This window comes from Mycobacterium sp. E3339, from assembly GCF_001666915.1.
Classification (GTDB): Bacteria; Actinomycetota; Actinomycetes; order Mycobacteriales; family Mycobacteriaceae; genus Mycobacterium.
The window spans coordinates 1-15179 of the sequence record NZ_LZIZ01000165.1 but is presented as its reverse complement, the minus strand read 5'-3'; the positions used below and the strand labels follow the sequence as shown (position 1 = coordinate 15179).

Genomic DNA, 15179 nt, shown 5'->3' with positions numbered 1-15179 from the left:
CGCTAGCGGAAGCCCACCATCTCGCTACCCCAGGCCGCGCGGATGTTCGCATCGACGTCGCTCGCGACGGCGTCGCGCTTGTCGATGATCAGGCACGCGCGATCCGCCTCCCGGTAGGGACGCCAGTCCGGTTCGCCGTCCGAGCCCGCGGGCTTTGACCGCGCGGCGAAGTTGATCCACCGCGTCCGCATCCTCTTGGAGACCGCCGTGGCGGTCTTGGCGCCGCCCAGCTTCAACGTCGGATCCTTCGGCATTCCGAGATTGCCCCAGACGTAAGGCAATTCGGTGGCGTGCGCGGCGTTGACCAGCAGCAGCTTCAGCAGCGGGGTCGCATAATCGAACCGGTACAGGTACACCGGCGCCACCCGGGCGTGGCCCTCGGCCAGCCAGACCGAAGGCATCCGGAATCCGACATCGGTTGCGATGCTCAGGCTTCTAGCCCTGCGCCGCAACCCCGAATACGTCGATCCGATCTGTTCGTCGGTGGGCAATTGCAGGTCCGGTTGTTCGGCGGCGATCTGATCGAACATCGACGTGATCGCGCGGGGCGTGATCGGCATCAGCCGCGAACGCATCAACCGGAAGAGCGCCGCCTCGTGCTTGTTGGTCCCGATGATCAACGGGACCGGCAGCGAACGGCCCTCCTGCACGCGCTTGACCGGGTAGTCGTCCAGCAGCTCGCCGTCGATGATCGGGACGAACGCGAGCAGCCCTGGATTACGCACGGGCACTTCGTCGAAGACCTCTTGAGACGCGGCGAGCAGCACCGCGGTCGGTACGTCGGGCAGTCGGTCCGCGTCGACGTCAAGCCTGTCGAGGACGGTTTCGGCGACGCGCTCAGCCCTGCGCCGATCGTATACCGATGTGGCCGGCGAACTTTGGGCGATCGCGCGGGCGAAGAGTCCGTCAGCGGACGGGCTGGCAAGCAGGGTCGTCACAATCCCAGCACCCGCCGATTCGCCGAACAGCGTCACGTTGCGGGGATCGCCGCCGAATGCCGCGATGTTGTCGCGCACCCAGCTCAGTGCCGCCAGCACGTCGCGCAACCCGACATTGGTGTCGAACCGCCGCCGCGACGTCGAAAACGACGACAGGTCCATGAAACCGAGCGCTCCCACCCGATAATTCACCGTGACCACGATGACCTCGCCGGTGCCGACCAGCCGCCGCCCGTCGTACAGCGCCTGGCTGCCGGATCCCAGGACGTAGGCGCCGCCGTGCAGCCATACCATCACGGGTTTGCCATCACCGGCATGCGTGCCGGACGGCGCCCAGACGTTCAGCCGCAGGCAGTCTTCGCCCTGCGGCGCGCCCAGGTCGAGCGGCATGTTGGGGAAGACCGGCTGCGGGCAGGCCGGACCGTAGCGGGTGGCGTCGGCGACCTTGGTCCACCGCTCGGGCGGCTGCGGCGCCCGGAAACGCAGGTCGCCGACGGGCGCGGCGGCGTACCGAATGCCCTTCCACGCGCTGACGCGCCCGTCGTCCGTGCCGCGGACGGGGCCGAACGTGGTCTCGACCACCCGGTCGTTGATCGTCGTCGTCATGCCCGGTCAACCAAGACGCTGGGTGAGGAACTCGACTACCCGCTCGCGGGCCTCGTAAGCCGGCTGGCCGTCGACTTCGCGGACCTCGTCGGTCAGCACCGAATGCGCCGTCTTGCCGAAGCCGTATTCGTTGCCGGGCCGCGAATCGATTTCGATCACCTCGAAAGCGTCGCCCAGCCGCTCCTTGAGCGCTGCGAACCGTTCGGCCGGCACGGCCGGGTCCTCGCTGAACCGCAGGCCCATCGCGCACAGGCCGTCGTTGTTGGCGCGCGCGGCCACCGCGTTCAGCTCGGACTCGCTGACCCCCGGGTCGCGGCGCCGGGCACGGCCCAGCGGCAGCGGCACCGACGGCTGCGACAGCACCGGGGCCAGCACGCTGTCGTCGACCGCGGCGGCCAACGCGAAACCGCCCGTGAAGCATTGGCCGATCACGCCCACGCCCTTGCCCGGCGTCGACGCGTTGAGGTCGCGTGCCAGCGCGCGCAGGAACAACGACACCGGCCGCTGCTTGTTGGTCGCAAACGCCGCGAATTCCCTTGCCACGCAAGCCCGGCTGATGGTGGCGGCGATGTAGCCGACCGTCTTCGGCTTGCCCGGCTCACCGAACAGCGACGGCATGGCGACGGTGAAGCCTTTGTCCACCAGGTGATTGCCCAGGGCCAGCACACCGGGATGGATCCCGGGTATCTCGGGAATCAGCACCACCCCGGGGCCGCTGCCCTTGCGGTAGACGTCATGGGTGTAGCCGCCACCGGTGAACGGCGCGGCCGACCATCCGGACAGATCCGCCTGGGGTGCAGTCACGCTCGGCCTTCCTTCAGCGCGCGGGTAACGGCGGTTGCGATTGCGTCGCCGAAGCCAGCGTACGGAATTGGTCGGTGTTTCCGGCGCCGGTTATGGCGATTTGGGTGGCCCCGGATCCGCCGGAAAGCCGGGTGGTCCACACCGGCTCGGCGTCCGCCCCGCTTTGGCCGGTGCCGTTGTAGACGACCCAGCTGGTCCCGGCGACGTCGACCGTCCCGGCGGGATACGCCGACGAGTGGATCGAGCCCACCAGCTTGTCCTCGTCGGCGTTGCTCTGCGTCAGGCTCAGATACATGCCGGTCGGGCTGAGGTAGCCGACGACCGAGGTGGGCGCGTTCAGCCGTTGACCGGTCGCCGGGTCGACGCGGCCGCCCTGGATGCCGCCGCGGCTGCCGGAGTTGGCCTGCCAGCCGGCGGGCAGCTTGGGCAGCCGGATGGGGAAGCCGAGCGTCGTGGCATCGGCCCGCAGGGCCGCCGCCGCGTCGTAGGACGGGACGGCGCCCCGGTGGCTGCCGGGCTGGAACGAGCACATGCCCACCAGGCCGGCCAGCAGGATGCAGCCCAGCACCAGCGGCATCAGCGACCAGAACATGTCGCGGCCGTCCTGCAGCAACCGCGGTTTGGCCGGCCTCGAGACGGGTCCCCGGGCCGGCCCGGCCGCCGGCGCCGGCTCCCCGGCTACCTCGGCATTCGGCGACGGCTCTTCGGTCATCCCCCGAGTATCCCAGTTCCAGCGGACCGATCCCCTTCTGGGACAATCACCAACTATGACAGTTGAGGGCAACCGCCCACCTGGACGGCCCCGGGGTGAGGCCCCGGATCGCAACCTGGCGCTGGAACTGGTCCGGGTGACCGAGGCCGGTGCCATGGCCGCCGGCCGCTGGGTGGGGCGCGGCGACAAGGAGGGCGGCGACGGCGCGGCCGTCGACGCCATGCGTGAGCTGGTCAACACGGTGTCGATGCGCGGCGTGGTGGTCATCGGCGAGGGCGAGAAGGACCACGCGCCCATGCTCTACAACGGCGAGGAGGTCGGCAACGGCGACGGCCCGGAATGCGACTTCGCCGTCGACCCGATCGACGGCACCACGCTGATGAGCAAGGGCATGCCGAACGCGATCTCGGTGTTGGCGGTGGCCGACCGGGGCGCGATGTTCGACCCGTCGGCGGTGTTCTACATGAACAAGATCGCCGTCGGCCCCGAGGCCGCCGACGTGCTCGACATCACCGCGCCCATCGCCGAGAACATCAAGGCCGTCGCGAAGGTTAAGGCGCTGTCGGTGCGCGACATGACCGTGTGCATCCTGGACCGGCCTCGGCACGCGCAGCTGATCGAGGACGTCCGGGCGACCGGTGCCCGGATCCGGTTGATCACCGACGGCGACGTCGCCGGCGCCATCTCGGCGTGCCGCTACCTGTCCGGCACCGACATGCTGGCCGGCATCGGCGGCACGCCAGAGGGAATCATCGCCGCCGCCGCGATCCGGTGCATGGGTGGGGCCATCCAGGCCCAGCTGGCGCCGAAGGACGACGAGGAACGCCAGAAGGCGATCGACGCCGGCCACGACGTCGACCGGGTGCTGACCACCGAAGACTTGGTGTCGGGCGAGAACGTCTTCTTCTGCGCCACCGGGGTGACCAACGGCGACCTGCTCAAGGGCGTGCAGTACTACCCCGGCGGCTGCACCACCCAGTCGATCGTCATGCGGTCGAAATCGGGCACCGTGCGCATGATCGAGGCCTACCACCGGCTCTCGAAGCTCAACGAATACTCCGCCATCGACTTCACCGGCGACAGCACCGCCGCCTATCCCCTGCCCTAAACCCGGAACCACGCTTTAAAGACAAGGACTGCTATCTATGGCCTCTGATGCCAACGACACCGAATACCGCATCGAACACGACACCATGGGCGAGGTCCGGGTACCCGCAAAAGCGTTGTGGCGCGCGCAAACCCAGCGCGCGGTGGAGAACTTCCCCATCTCGGGACGGGGCCTGGAACGCACCCAGATCCGCGCGCTGGGCCTCCTGAAGGGCGCGTGCGCGCAAGTCAACAAGGACCTCGGGCTGCTGGCCCCGGAGAAGGCCGACGCGATCATCGCCGCGGCGGCCGAGATCGCCGACGGCCAACACGACGACCAATTCCCCATCGACGTCTTCCAGACCGGGTCGGGCACCAGCTCGAACATGAACACCAACGAGGTGATCGCGAGCATCGCGGCCACGGCGACCCCTCCTGTTCAAGTGCACCCGAACGACGACGTCAACATGTCGCAGTCGTCCAACGACACGTTCCCGACCGCGACCCACATCGCGGCCACCGAGGCCGCGGTGCGGCACCTGATCCCGGCGCTGGAGGTGCTGCACGAAGCGCTGGAGAGCAAGGCCCGCGAGTGGCACACGGTGGTCAAGTCGGGCCGCACGCACCTGATGGACGCCGTTCCGGTGACGCTCGGCCAGGAATTCAGCGGCTACGCCCGGCAGATCGAGGCGGGCATCGAGCGGGTGCGCGCCACGCTGCCGCGGCTGGGCGAGCTGGCGATCGGCGGGACCGCGGTGGGCACCGGCCTCAACGCCCCGGACGGCTTCGGCGCCAAGGTGGTCGAGACGCTGATCGCCTCCACCGGCCTGAACGAATTGCGCACGGCCGCCAACTCTTTCGAGGCCCAGGCGACCCGTGACGGCCTGGTCGAGGCGTCCGGCGCGCTGCGCACCATCGCGGTGTCGCTGACCAAGATCGCCAACGACGTCCGCTGGATGGGGTCGGGCCCGCTCACCGGCCTGGCCGAGATCCAGCTGCCGGACCTGCAACCGGGCAGCTCGATCATGCCGGGCAAGGTGAACCCCGTTCTCCCCGAGGCGGTTACGCAGGTGGCCGCGCAGGTGATCGGCAACGACGCGGCCGTCGCCGTCGGCGGCTTGAGTGGCGCGTTCGAGCTGAACGTCTACATCCCGATGATGGCGCGCAACATCCTCGAGTCGTTCAAGCTGCTGACCAACGTGTCGCGGCTGTTCGCGGAGCGCTGCATCGTCGGGCTCAAGGCCAACGTCGAGCACCTGCGGGAGCTGGCCGAGTCGTCGCCGTCGATCGTGACGCCGTTGAACTCGGCGATCGGCTACGAGGAGGCCGCCGCGGTGGCCAAGCAAGCCCTCAAGGAGCGCAAGACCATTCGCCAGACCGTGATCGATCGCGGCCTGATCGGTGAAAAGCTCTCGGAAGAGGAACTCGACCGCAGGCTGGACGTCTTGGCGATGGCCAAGGTCAAGCCGGCGAAGTAGGCGAGGTGGTTCAGCGATGACGACCCCTCCGGGCGGCCCCTACGGCCAGGAGCCCTACGGAAACCCCTATGGGCAACAGCCCTATTGGGGCGGCCCGCCGCAGGGCGGCCAATACCCGGGCGGCCAATACCCGCCCCCGCCGACCGGTCCGTACTATCCGCCGTATCCGCAAGCGGGACAGCAGTTCCCGCCCGGATATCCGCCCGGGCCGCCACCGCGTGGGCCCGGGTCGAAGCTGCCCTGGTTGATCATCGCGGGGCTCGTCGTGCTGGCCGTCATCGCGCTGGTGGCCACGCTGATCGTGATGCGCGGGGGTAACCACGGCAAGCCGTCGACCGCCGTACCCTCGTCGTCGAGCACCACCACCAGCAGCCAACCGAGGGGCCAGCAGACCGCCAGCGATTGCACCCCGAACGTGTCCGGCGGTGAGATCCCCCGGACCGACTCGATCGCCGCGGGCAAGCTGTCGTTCCCGGCCTCGGCGGTGCCGCCCAACTGGCAGCTGTTCTCCGACGACCAGAACCCGAACCTGATCGGCGCGGTCGGCGTCGCCCAGGAGGTGCCGGGGGCCAGTCAGTGGATGATGACGGCCGAGGTCGGCGTCACGAACTTCGTCGCCAGCATGGATGTTTCAGCGCAGGCGTCGAAGTTGTTGCAGTGCATTGCCAACGGGCCCGGCTATGCGAACGCGACGCCCACGCTGGGCCGGACGAAGACGTCGTCGATCACCGTTGACGGCACCAAGGCGGCCCGCGTCGACGGCGACATCACGATCGCCGACACCTCCCGCGGCGTCAAGGGCGACTCGGTCACCGTCATCGCCGTCGACACCAAGCCGGTCACCGTCTTCATCGGCAGCACCCCGATCGGGGACGCCCAGTCGGCGGACATCATCGGCCGGATCATCGCCGCGCTGAAGGTCGGCAAGTCCTGACGCGGCCTACGCCGGCGCCGAGACGTGGGTGGCTTCGGAGCGCCCCCGCAACACGGTGGAATAGCACTCCGCCCAATGCGTTCCCTCGGATTCGTCGGCCCGCTCGATGGCGGCCGCCGAGCACAGGATGCGCCGGTCGGCGGTCTTGGCCAGGTCGGCCAGCCTCGCGGCCTCGTTGACCGCGTCGCCGATCACCGTGTACTCGTAACGGTTTTCGGCGCCGATGTTGCCGGCGAACACCCGCCCCGCCGATACGCCGATGCCGAAGTCGACCGGCAGCCGGCGCAGTTGGGTGCCCAGGGCGCGCGCGGTCGCCAGCGCCGCCGACGCCGGCTCGCCGGTCTGCAACGGCGCCCCGAAGACGGCCAGCGCCGCATCGCCGGCGAATTTGTTGATCAGCCCGTGGTGTTCGTCGACGGCGTTGACGACTAGGCGAAAGAAATCGTTGAGCACTTCGGCAACCTCTTGCGGCGGACGGCTTTCCGCCAGCTGCGTGGAGCCCACCAGGTCGATGTAGAGGATCGCCGCCTCGACGACGTCTCCCGACAGCGACGCGCCCTCCTCGATGGCACGGTGGGCGACGTCGGTTCCGACGTGGCGCCCGAAGAGGTCGCGCACCCGGTCCCGCTCGGCCAGCCCGGCCACCATGCGATTGAAACCCGTTTGCAGCCGCCCGATTTGAGAACGCTCGTAGGCCCCGACGTAGGTCCCCATGCGGCCGTGTTCGACCTCCGCCATCGCGTCGACGATCTCGCCGAGCGGGTCCGAGATGGATCGCGAGGTCAAGATCATGGTCGGCATTCCGAGCACCAGCGCCGCCAGCGACACCACCAGGATCGGCACATCGAGCGACGTGGATCGCTCGATCAGCCAGCCGTACGAGCGCAGGACGACCAGCGTCGCGATCACGCCGATGGGGAAGGCGCTGCACATGAACCAGAGCAGGACCAGCCGCGCGTACACGCCGGGCACGGCCAGCCGCGGCTCACAGCCCAGCGTGGCGGCGCGCATGACGGGACGCAGGACGCGCTGCGCCAGCAGCATCGCCGTGCCGGCCGAGGCCGGCCCGCCGAGGACCACGCCGAGGGCCACGGGCAGCAGCAGCTGCGCCCCGCCACGCATGTTGAGCAGCATGAACACGGTGCCGCTGATGGCCCAGGCGCCGAACAGGATCGCCGATTGCCGGCCGGGCAGCTTCACCGCGGCCTCGCGCTGCGCCTGGTCGGGTTCGGCGCCTGCGGCATACCAACGCAGCGTCGGGGCCGCGCTCGCGATCCCGGCACTGGCGACGCCGATGATGCTCAGCGAGACGAGGATCAACACCGCCGCCGTATTGGTCTTCGCGAAGTCGGCGTTGTCCCCGATGGACGTGTGGCCGCGCAGCGGTATCAAGATTGCGGCCGCCTCGATCACGGCCAGAAAATAGGATAGCGCGAGATCGGCCCCGTATTGGATCGCCAACCGCCGGAAAGACTTTGGCTGGCCGGGGGCGGGGGTGGGCCGCCGATTCCGAAGCCAGTCGGCCGCCCGGTCCGCAAAGCCTGTGTTAGGCACCGTCGTTCGGCCCGCCCGAGTTCTGGCCCGGGATGTCGGTGATCGGGAAGTTGGGCATCGGCTTGGGTGAGGGGGTGTTGGGCAGCGTCGGGATGTCGCCGGCCGGGATGTCGTGCAATTGATTTGCGGGCGACCCGTTCTCGCGGCCGCCGTAGCTGCTGCCGGGCGCGCGCGGCCCCAGCAGCTCGCTGACCGTCACCATCCGATAACCGTTGGCCTTGAGCACCGGGAGGAACTGGTAGACCAGATCGACGGTGCTCGAGTAGGTGTCGTGGAACAGCACCACCGAACCGGGCTTGATGTACGTCATCAACATGTACCTTGTTGCCGCCGTGTTCGAGTCGTTGGCCCAGTCGAAAGGGATGACGTCCCAGAGTATTTCGGCCAGTCCGAACTTGGCCGCGGTCTGCCGGACCGCATCGGTGGACAGTCCGCCCGCGGGGCGGTACAGCGTAGGCGTCCGCCCGGTGGCCGCGTTGATCGCGTCGTTGGCCTTGGCGAACTCCGGCGCGATGTCCTCCGGCGGGATCGTCGCCATGTTGGGGTGTTCCCAGGTGTGGCTGCCGATCTCCATGCCCGCATCAGCCACTTGCTTGGACCCCGCCGGGTTCGCCGCCACCTTGTTGCCGATCTCAAAGAACGTCGCCTTGGCGTCGTTGTCCTTCAGAATCTGCAGTAACCGGCCGTCGAATGGGCTGGGTCCGTCGTCGAAGGTCAGCGCCACACACTTGACCACCGAGCAGCTGAGATTGTCGGCGCGCGTGACGTGACCCGTCAGGCCGCCGATCACCAGCACCGCGGCCGCCGCGACGACGCCGATGACCGTGCGCCAATAGCGCCAGGCCTGGCTGTCGGGTCTCTTCGGCACCGTCGAAGTTTACCTGCGCGGCGTGCGCTCACGGCCTCGCGCGTGCCCTCAGGGCGGGTTCGCCGCGACTTTCGCGCCCTGCCCGCACGCTGAAAGCCGTGGATACCCCGCAGATCCACGCCTGGGCGCGCTCACTGCGGCCCGGCGATCTCCTCGAGCATCTCGGTGACCAGCGCGGCGATCGGCGACCGTTCGCTGCGCAGCAGGGTGATGTGGGCGAACAGCGGGTGGCCCTTGAGCTTCTCGATCACCGCGGCCACGCCGTCGTGCCGGCCGACGCGCAGGTTGTCGCGCTGGGCGATGTCGTGCGTCAGCACCACCCGCGACCCGGCGCCCAGCCGCGACAGCACCGTCAGCAGGACGTTGCGTTCCAGGGATTGGGCCTCGTCGACGATGACGAAGGAGTCGTGCAGCGACCGGCCCCGGATGTGGGTCAGCGGCAGCACCTCGAGCATGCCGCGGGAGAGCACCTCCTCGAGCACGGCCGGGCTGGCCAGGCCCTCGAGCGTGTCGAAGACCGCCTGCGCCCAGGGCCCCATCTTCTCGCTCTCGCTGCCGGGCAGGTAACCCAGCTCCTGGCCGCCGACGGCGTAGAGCGGGCGGAAGACCACCACCTTGCGCTGGGTCCGCCGCTCGAGCACGGCCTCCAGGCCTGCGCACAAGGCCAGGGCCGACTTGCCGGTGCCGGCCTTACCGCCCAGCGACACGATGCCCACCGACTCGTCGAGCAGCAGGTCGAGCGCGACCCGCTGCTCGGCGGACCGGCCCCGCAGGCCGAAGGCCTCGCGGTCGCCGCGAACGAGCTGGACGCGCTTGTCGGCGTTCACCCGGCCCAGCGCGTGCGAGCTGCCGCCGAGCAGCCGAATGCCGGTGTGGCAGGGCAGGTCTCGCGCTTCGGCCAGGTCGATCTCGCCCTCGGCGAACAGCGCGTCGATGTCCTCGGTGGCGGTCTCGATCTCGCGCATCCCCGACCACCCGGAAGCCACCACGTCCTGCGCGTGGTACTCGTCGGCGGCCAGGCCGACCGCGGCGGCCTTGACGCGAAGCGGAATGTCCTTGCTGACCAACGTGACTCGCTTGCCTTCGGCGGCGAGGTTGGCGGCGCAACTGAGGATCCGGCAGTCGTTGTTGTCGCTGCGGAAACCGGCGGGCAGCACCGCGGGGTCGGTGTGGTTGAGCTCTACGTGCAGCGTACCGCCTTGCGCCCCAACGGGAATGGGCTGATCGAGCCGTCCGTGCACCAGCCGGAGATCGTCGAACAGCCGCAACGCCTGGCGCGCGAACCACCCCAGCTCGTGGTGATGCCGTTTGGCCTCCAGTTCGCTGATCACCACCAGCGGTACCACCACCTCGTGCTCGGCGAACCGGCTGCAGGCCCACGGGTCGGACAGCAGCACGGAAGTGTCGATCACGTAGGTCCGGATTTCGGTCACGTAGCGCTCCTCGAGCGGGATGAGCCCGCGCGGACCCGCACAGGCATGTCGGCGGGAACTGCGACACCAGGACCGGGGCCGGTCCTTCCGTTGTGGTGACGGGAGGTGCCGCCCTGGCAGCAGAGCATGACGCTGACCATCGAGATCGACGCTACTCTCGTCGCCGCTTTGCAGCAGCGCAGGCGCGCCGACGCATGGTCGCGCGCGGCAATCGGTTAGCCGATGACGAACTGCTTGAGGGCGGGCTCGTCGGCCACACCCCACGCGGTGATGCGATCCGAGATCGCCTGCCGCAGCTGCTGTTGGTCGAAGATGCCCGCGTCGGCGACGTTGCGCAGCTTGTCCCGATACGCGTCGATGTCGGCGCCGGGCACCTGCAGCTCGGCCGCGCGGGCCGCGATCGCCGCGATGGTCTCGTCGCGGGTGTAGGACAGGCAGTGCTCGACGAGGTTGGAGAAGAACAGTTCGTGCCGCCGCTCGTCGCGGGCGATCCGGTCGATGAGCCCGGCCAGGATGGGCTCCTCGAGCTTGGCGGCCAGGTTCTCGCAGAAGACGGCGTGCGTGCGTTCGGTGAACGCCATGTACACCAGGGTCTCCACCTGCGAGTAGGTGTCGGCGCGGTAGCCCTTCATGACGTATTGGACCCGGGCCTCCTCGTTGGCGGTGGGGTCGACCTCGCGGGTCACCACCAGGTACTCGCGCAACGCGATGGCGTGCAGGTGCTCCTCCGCGGTCCACCGGCCCAGCCAGCGGCCCCACCAGTCCTCGAGGATGAAGTGCTCGACGAGCTCGCGGTGGTGGCCGGCCAGGTTGTCCTTGAGCAGCAGGAGGATCTCGCAGGCGTCCGTGTACTCCCGGGGCAGCGTCGCGTCGGACGGGTCCCAGTCACGTCCGCCGAGGAACGCGAAGTTCTCGCCCCGGTCGAACGGCACGTAGTCGTGAGCGAACCAGAGTTCCTCGGTGTTGAGGTGGCGGTCCATGTTGGCCTCGCACACCGGCTCGAGTTCCAGGGTCAGCGCGTTAGCGACAGGTTTCTGTGCCATGCGGTTACTGTAACTCGCGTACACAGGTGTGTGAAATTGCCCGGCCCGTGTCGCGCCAACTGGTGACTTTGGTCCTCCGCGGTCAGCGGTCGACCAACGTCCACTCCTCGAGACCGTCGTAGAGCGGGAAGTCGCGGGCCAGCCGCGTCACCCGCTGGCGCAGCGCGGACAGATCCGCCGACGTGCCCGCCGCCAGGGCGGTGGCGATGACGTCGGCGACCTCGGTGAACTCCGCGTCCCCGAAGCCGCGGGTGGCCAGCGCCGGCGTCCCCACCCGCAGGCCCGACGTCACCATCGGCGGCCGCGGGTCGTTGGGCACCGCGTTGCGGTTGACCGTGATGCCGATCTCGTGGAGCAGGTCCTCGGCGGCCTGGCCGTCCAGCGGGGAATCGCGCAGGTCCACCAGCACCAGGTGGACGTCGGTGCCGCCGCTGACCACCGACACCCCGGCCTTGGTCACGTCGGGGGCGGTCAGCCGGTCGGCGATGATCCGGGCGCCGGACAGGGTGCGCTGCTGGCGGTCGGCGAATTCGGGGGTGCCGGCGATCTTCAGTGCGACCGCCTTGCCCGCGATGACGTGCATCAGCGGACCGCCCTGCTGGCCGGGGAACACCGCGGAGTTGATGGACTTGGCGTACTCCTGCTTGCCCAGGATCAGGCCGGACCGCGGCCCACCGAGCGTCTTGTGCACGGTCGTGGACACCACGTCGGCGTGCGGCACCGGTGAGGGATGCAGTCCCGCCGCGACCAGGCCCGCGAAGTGCGCCATGTCCACCCACAGCTTGGCGTCGACCTCCTCGGCGATCGAGGCGAACGCCGCGAAGTCCAGGATGCGCGGGTAGGCCGACCACCCGGCGATGATGACCTTCGGGCGGAACTCGAGGGCCTTGGCCCGGACCGCGTCCATGTCCACCAGGTGCGTCGTGGGATCGACACCGTAGAAGCCGGTTTCGTAGAGCTTGCCGGAGAAGTTCAGCTTCATCCCGTGCGTCAGGTGGCCGCCGTTGGCGAGGTCCAGGCCGAGCAGCCGCTCCCCCGGCGTCATCAGCGCGTGCAGCACGGCGGCGTTGGCCTGGGCGCCCGAATGCGGCTGCACGTTGGCGAAGTCGGCGCCGAAGAGCGCCTTCGCCCGGTCGCGGGCGATGTTCTCCACGACGTCGACATACTCGCAACCGCCGTAGTAGCGCCGGCCGGGCAGGCCCTCGGCGTACTTGTTGGTCAGCACGCTGCCCTGGGCCTGCAGCACCGAGCGCGGCACGAAGTTCTCCGAGGCGATCATCTCCAGGGTGTCGCGCTGGCGGCCCAGTTCTTTGCCGAGCAGTTCGGCGATGTCGGGGTCGACCTCGGCGAGCGGGGCGGACATCACGGAGGTGGACGGGCGGGCGTCGGGTGCAGCAGTCACGGGCGCCAGTCTATCCAGCCAGGGTTTAGCCAGCCCAGCCGTCGGGGGCGCGTCCGCCCCTGCAACACTTGCACTATGCCGCGGCTTAGCGAGCCGAGCCCCTATGTGGAGTTCGACCGAAAGCAATGGCGCGCGCTTCGCATGTCGACGCCGCTGGCCCTCACCGAGGAAGAACTCGTTGGCCTGCGCGGACTCGGCGAGCAGATCGACCTGCTCGAAGTCGAAGAGGTCTATCTGCCGCTGGCCCGGCTCATCCACCTTCAGGTCGCCGCGCGTCAGCGGTTGTTTGCCGCCACCGCCGAGTTCCTGGGCGAGCCGCAACAAAACCCGGATCGGCCGGTGCCCTTCGTGATCGGCGTGGCCGGCAGCGTCGCGGTGGGCAAGTCGACCACCGCCCGTGTGCTGCAGGCCCTACTGGCCCGCTGGGATCACCACCCACGGGTGGACCTGGTGACCACCGACGGATTCCTGTACCCGAACGCCGAACTCGATCGGCGAAACCTGATGCATCGCAAGGGTTTTCCGGAGAGCTACAACCGCAGGGCGCTGATGCGGTTCGTCACCTTGGTGAAATCCGGTTCCGACTACGCGTGCGCGCCGGTCTACTCGCACCTCAAATACGACATCATCCCCGGGGCCAAGCACGTCGTCCGGCATCCGGACATCTTGATTCTCGAGGGTCTCAACGTGCTGCAGACCGGTCCGACCCTGATGGTGTCGGACCTGTTCGACTTCTCGCTGTACGTGGACGCGCGCATCGAGGACATCGAGCAGTGGTACGTGTCGCGATTCCTGTCACTGCGCGGGACGGCCTTCGCCGACCCGGAATCACACTTCCACCACTACTCGGCCCTGGGCGACACCAAGGCCGTCGCGGCCGCGCGCGAGATCTGGCGGTCCATCAACCGTCCCAACCTGGTCGAGAACATTCTGCCGACCCGGCCGCGGGCCACCCTGGTGCTGCGCAAGGATGCCGACCACTCCATCAACCGGCTCCGGTTGCGCAAGCTCTAGCGGTCACGCCGTCTCGAGGCGGCGCACCCCCAGGTATTGCAGGCCGGCGAACGCCGCGGTGTACACGCCGACGGCCAGCGTGGCGGCGACCCCGGTGGCGGACAGCGGCAGCACGCCCGCGGCCACGACCGCCGCCAGCGTGAACACGATGTTGGCCACGATGACCCCGATGCCGACGCGGCGCAGGTTCGGCGCCGCCGCGACGAGGAACACGGCCAGGCCGCTGAGCACGAAGAGGGCGCCCAGGCTGTACTCCTGCAGCGACGTCAGGCCCGTCAGCGACGAAAGCGGGTCGGCGAGAAAGGCGATGGCCAAACCGCACAGCCCCGTCAGCGTCGCGTCGGCGCGCATGGCGAAACGCAGCAGCGAGTCGGTGGCGTCGTACAGGGGGCGGGTTGCCAGACCGGGTGCGCCAGATGCATACATCATGTGATTACTCCTCGCGATGGCGAATTGGGTCGAAGTTCAGCGTGCCGCCGGCGCACTGCCATATCGACTCGTGGCACTGCCAACTACTGCCACAGATACAACGACCAGCGAGTTCGACCGGCTATTCCCATTTGCGGGCCCGAATCGCAATTGTTATTCGACAGACGCCAGCCTGGCGCTCACCCGCCCCAGCAGTCACAGGGGCCGGTCGGTGCTCACCGCGACCCGGCCGCGCAGGTCCGCGGCGATCAGCCGGGCGGCGGCGTTCTGCCAGTTGTGCAGCGAGCGCTGCGGGACCTCGGTGACCAACCACTGCCAGGCTTGCCGCGCGATCGGATCAAGCCCGGCGGCGGTGGCGTTTTGCGCGTACGCGCGCACGCCGACGACGTAGGGGAAGTACAGCGAGTTGTAGTGCCGCCACTGTTCGGTGGTGCCGAAATCGCCGGCGTCGCGCGGCTTGAGCCGCCCGACCGCCTCGGCCAGCACCGCTTTGAGTTCGTTGGCCCGCTCCAGCGGATGGTCGGGCGCGCCCCGGGCGGCGAGCCGCTCGTCGATGACGGGCAGCGCGGTCAACGGGCTGGCCACCAGCTTGCTCAGGTCGCCGTAGTGACCCAGGGCGCGCCGGGTGAGCCGCGCGAACGCCGCGTCGTCGACGTGGTCGAGCGGGTCCACCGACCGCAACGGCAGCGCCGCGCCGGTGTTCCGCAGCGCCGCCCGATCCTCGCGTAGCGCAGGCGATTTCGAGAACGCCAGCCGGTCGAGCAGGCCGGCCAGCGGATCGGCGAGCACCTGTACGCTGATCGCGACCGCCAGGCTGGTGAACAACAGCACCGTGAGCGCGGTTTGGGCGGCCGCGTCGGCGCGGGTGAGCGCCAGGC

Annotated in this window: 13 protein-coding genes and 1 pseudogene; 4 read left to right on the top strand and 10 right to left on the bottom strand. The window is 69.1% G+C overall.

What is annotated here, in order from left to right; all coding sequences use genetic code 11:
* Positions 1-2: 2 nt before the first annotated feature.
* The 3 genes from A5702_RS15045 to A5702_RS15035 are packed head-to-tail and all read right to left on the bottom strand — an operon-like array spanning position 3 to position 3060.
* On the bottom strand, positions 3-1544 hold the full coding sequence (locus tag A5702_RS15045; protein WP_068221654.1) for a carboxylesterase/lipase family protein: 1542 nt from the start codon (positions 1542-1544) through the stop codon (positions 3-5).
* A 6-nt stretch (positions 1545-1550) separates the two neighbouring features.
* Entirely contained in the window at positions 1551-2348 is a 798-nt protein-coding gene (locus tag A5702_RS15040) for a dienelactone hydrolase family protein (protein ID WP_068221652.1), read from the bottom strand.
* Between the two features lie 13 nt (positions 2349-2361).
* Positions 2362-3060, bottom strand: a complete 699-nt coding sequence (locus A5702_RS15035) for a DUF4245 domain-containing protein (protein ID WP_068221650.1) — start codon at positions 3058-3060, stop codon at positions 2362-2364.
* A gap of 55 nt (positions 3061-3115) precedes the next feature.
* On the opposite strand from A5702_RS15035, the gene glpX reads away from it, so the two are divergent.
* Genes glpX through A5702_RS15020 form a run of 3 tightly spaced genes read left to right on the top strand, consistent with a single transcriptional unit; the run spans position 3116 to position 6558 of the window.
* Complete coding sequence (gene glpX, locus A5702_RS15030; RefSeq protein ID WP_156669636.1) at positions 3116-4168, top strand: class II fructose-bisphosphatase; 1053 nt, start codon at positions 3116-3118, stop codon at positions 4166-4168.
* Positions 4169-4205: 37 nt separating this feature from the next.
* Complete coding sequence (locus A5702_RS15025; protein WP_067819269.1) at positions 4206-5624, top strand: class II fumarate hydratase; 1419 nt, start codon at positions 4206-4208, stop codon at positions 5622-5624.
* A 16-nt stretch (positions 5625-5640) separates the two neighbouring features.
* Positions 5641-6558, top strand: coding sequence for a hypothetical protein (locus tag A5702_RS15020; RefSeq protein ID WP_068221648.1), 918 nt, complete (start codon positions 5641-5643; stop codon positions 6556-6558).
* A gap of 6 nt (positions 6559-6564) precedes the next feature.
* Here A5702_RS15020 and A5702_RS15015 read toward each other — a convergent pair whose 3' ends face one another.
* The 5 genes from A5702_RS15015 to glyA all read right to left on the bottom strand — a co-directional run bounded on the left by A5702_RS15015 (position 6565) and on the right by glyA (position 12819).
* Positions 6565-8019: an adenylate/guanylate cyclase domain-containing protein gene (locus A5702_RS15015; RefSeq protein WP_068221646.1), complete on the bottom strand. Its 1455-nt coding sequence runs from the start codon at positions 8017-8019 to the stop codon at positions 6565-6567.
* Positions 8020-8104: 85 nt separating this feature from the next.
* The gene (locus tag A5702_RS15010; protein ID WP_068221644.1) at positions 8105-8980 is read right to left on the bottom strand and encodes a polysaccharide deacetylase family protein; all 876 of its coding nucleotides are present in this window, start codon (positions 8978-8980) and stop codon (positions 8105-8107) included.
* Positions 8981-9111: 131 nt separating this feature from the next.
* The gene (locus A5702_RS15005) at positions 9112-10413 is read right to left on the bottom strand and encodes a PhoH family protein (RefSeq protein WP_055404939.1); all 1302 of its coding nucleotides are present in this window, start codon (positions 10411-10413) and stop codon (positions 9112-9114) included.
* 215 nt (positions 10414-10628) lie between these two features.
* The gene (locus A5702_RS15000; protein WP_055404940.1) at positions 10629-11456 is read right to left on the bottom strand and encodes an acyl-ACP desaturase; all 828 of its coding nucleotides are present in this window, start codon (positions 11454-11456) and stop codon (positions 10629-10631) included.
* 82 nt (positions 11457-11538) lie between these two features.
* Positions 11539-12819, bottom strand: coding sequence for a serine hydroxymethyltransferase (glyA, locus tag A5702_RS14995; protein ID WP_055404941.1), 1281 nt, complete (start codon positions 12817-12819; stop codon positions 11539-11541).
* 114 nt (positions 12820-12933) lie between these two features.
* Between glyA and coaA the strand changes: the two genes are divergently transcribed.
* Positions 12934-13872: a type I pantothenate kinase gene (gene coaA / locus A5702_RS14990; RefSeq protein ID WP_067819285.1), complete on the top strand. Its 939-nt coding sequence runs from the start codon at positions 12934-12936 to the stop codon at positions 13870-13872.
* Positions 13873-13875: 3 nt separating this feature from the next.
* On the opposite strand, the gene A5702_RS14985 is transcribed toward coaA, so the two are convergent.
* Both A5702_RS14985 and A5702_RS14980 read right to left on the bottom strand, forming a co-directional pair.
* Positions 13876-14301, bottom strand: coding sequence for a hypothetical protein (locus A5702_RS14985; protein WP_055404943.1), 426 nt, complete (start codon positions 14299-14301; stop codon positions 13876-13878).
* A 195-nt stretch (positions 14302-14496) separates the two neighbouring features.
* A pseudogene (locus A5702_RS14980) lies at positions 14497-15179 on the bottom strand (hypothetical protein); the annotation flags it as partial.

What these genes read in the sequence shown, in the direction of transcription:
- A5702_RS15045 (WP_068221654.1), bottom strand. Translation starts at nt 1,544, where the DNA reads ATGACGACGACGATCAACGACCGGGTGGTCGAGACCACGTTCGGCCCC.
- A5702_RS15035 (WP_068221650.1), bottom strand. Translation starts at nt 3,060, where the DNA reads ATGACCGAAGAGCCGTCGCCGAATGCCGAGGTAGCCGGGGAGCCGGCG.
- glpX (WP_156669636.1), top strand. Translation starts at nt 3,116, where the DNA reads ATGACAGTTGAGGGCAACCGCCCACCTGGACGGCCCCGGGGTGAGGCC.
- A5702_RS15025 (WP_067819269.1), top strand. Translation starts at nt 4,206, where the DNA reads ATGGCCTCTGATGCCAACGACACCGAATACCGCATCGAACACGACACC.
- A5702_RS15020 (WP_068221648.1), top strand. Translation starts at nt 5,641, where the DNA reads ATGACGACCCCTCCGGGCGGCCCCTACGGCCAGGAGCCCTACGGAAAC.
- A5702_RS15000 (WP_055404940.1), bottom strand. Translation starts at nt 11,456, where the DNA reads ATGGCACAGAAACCTGTCGCTAACGCGCTGACCCTGGAACTCGAGCCG.
- glyA (WP_055404941.1), bottom strand. Translation starts at nt 12,819, where the DNA reads ATGTCCGCCCCGCTCGCCGAGGTCGACCCCGACATCGCCGAACTGCTC.
- coaA (WP_067819285.1), top strand. Translation starts at nt 12,934, where the DNA reads ATGCCGCGGCTTAGCGAGCCGAGCCCCTATGTGGAGTTCGACCGAAAG.
- A5702_RS14985 (WP_055404943.1), bottom strand. Translation starts at nt 14,301, where the DNA reads ATGATGTATGCATCTGGCGCACCCGGTCTGGCAACCCGCCCCCTGTAC.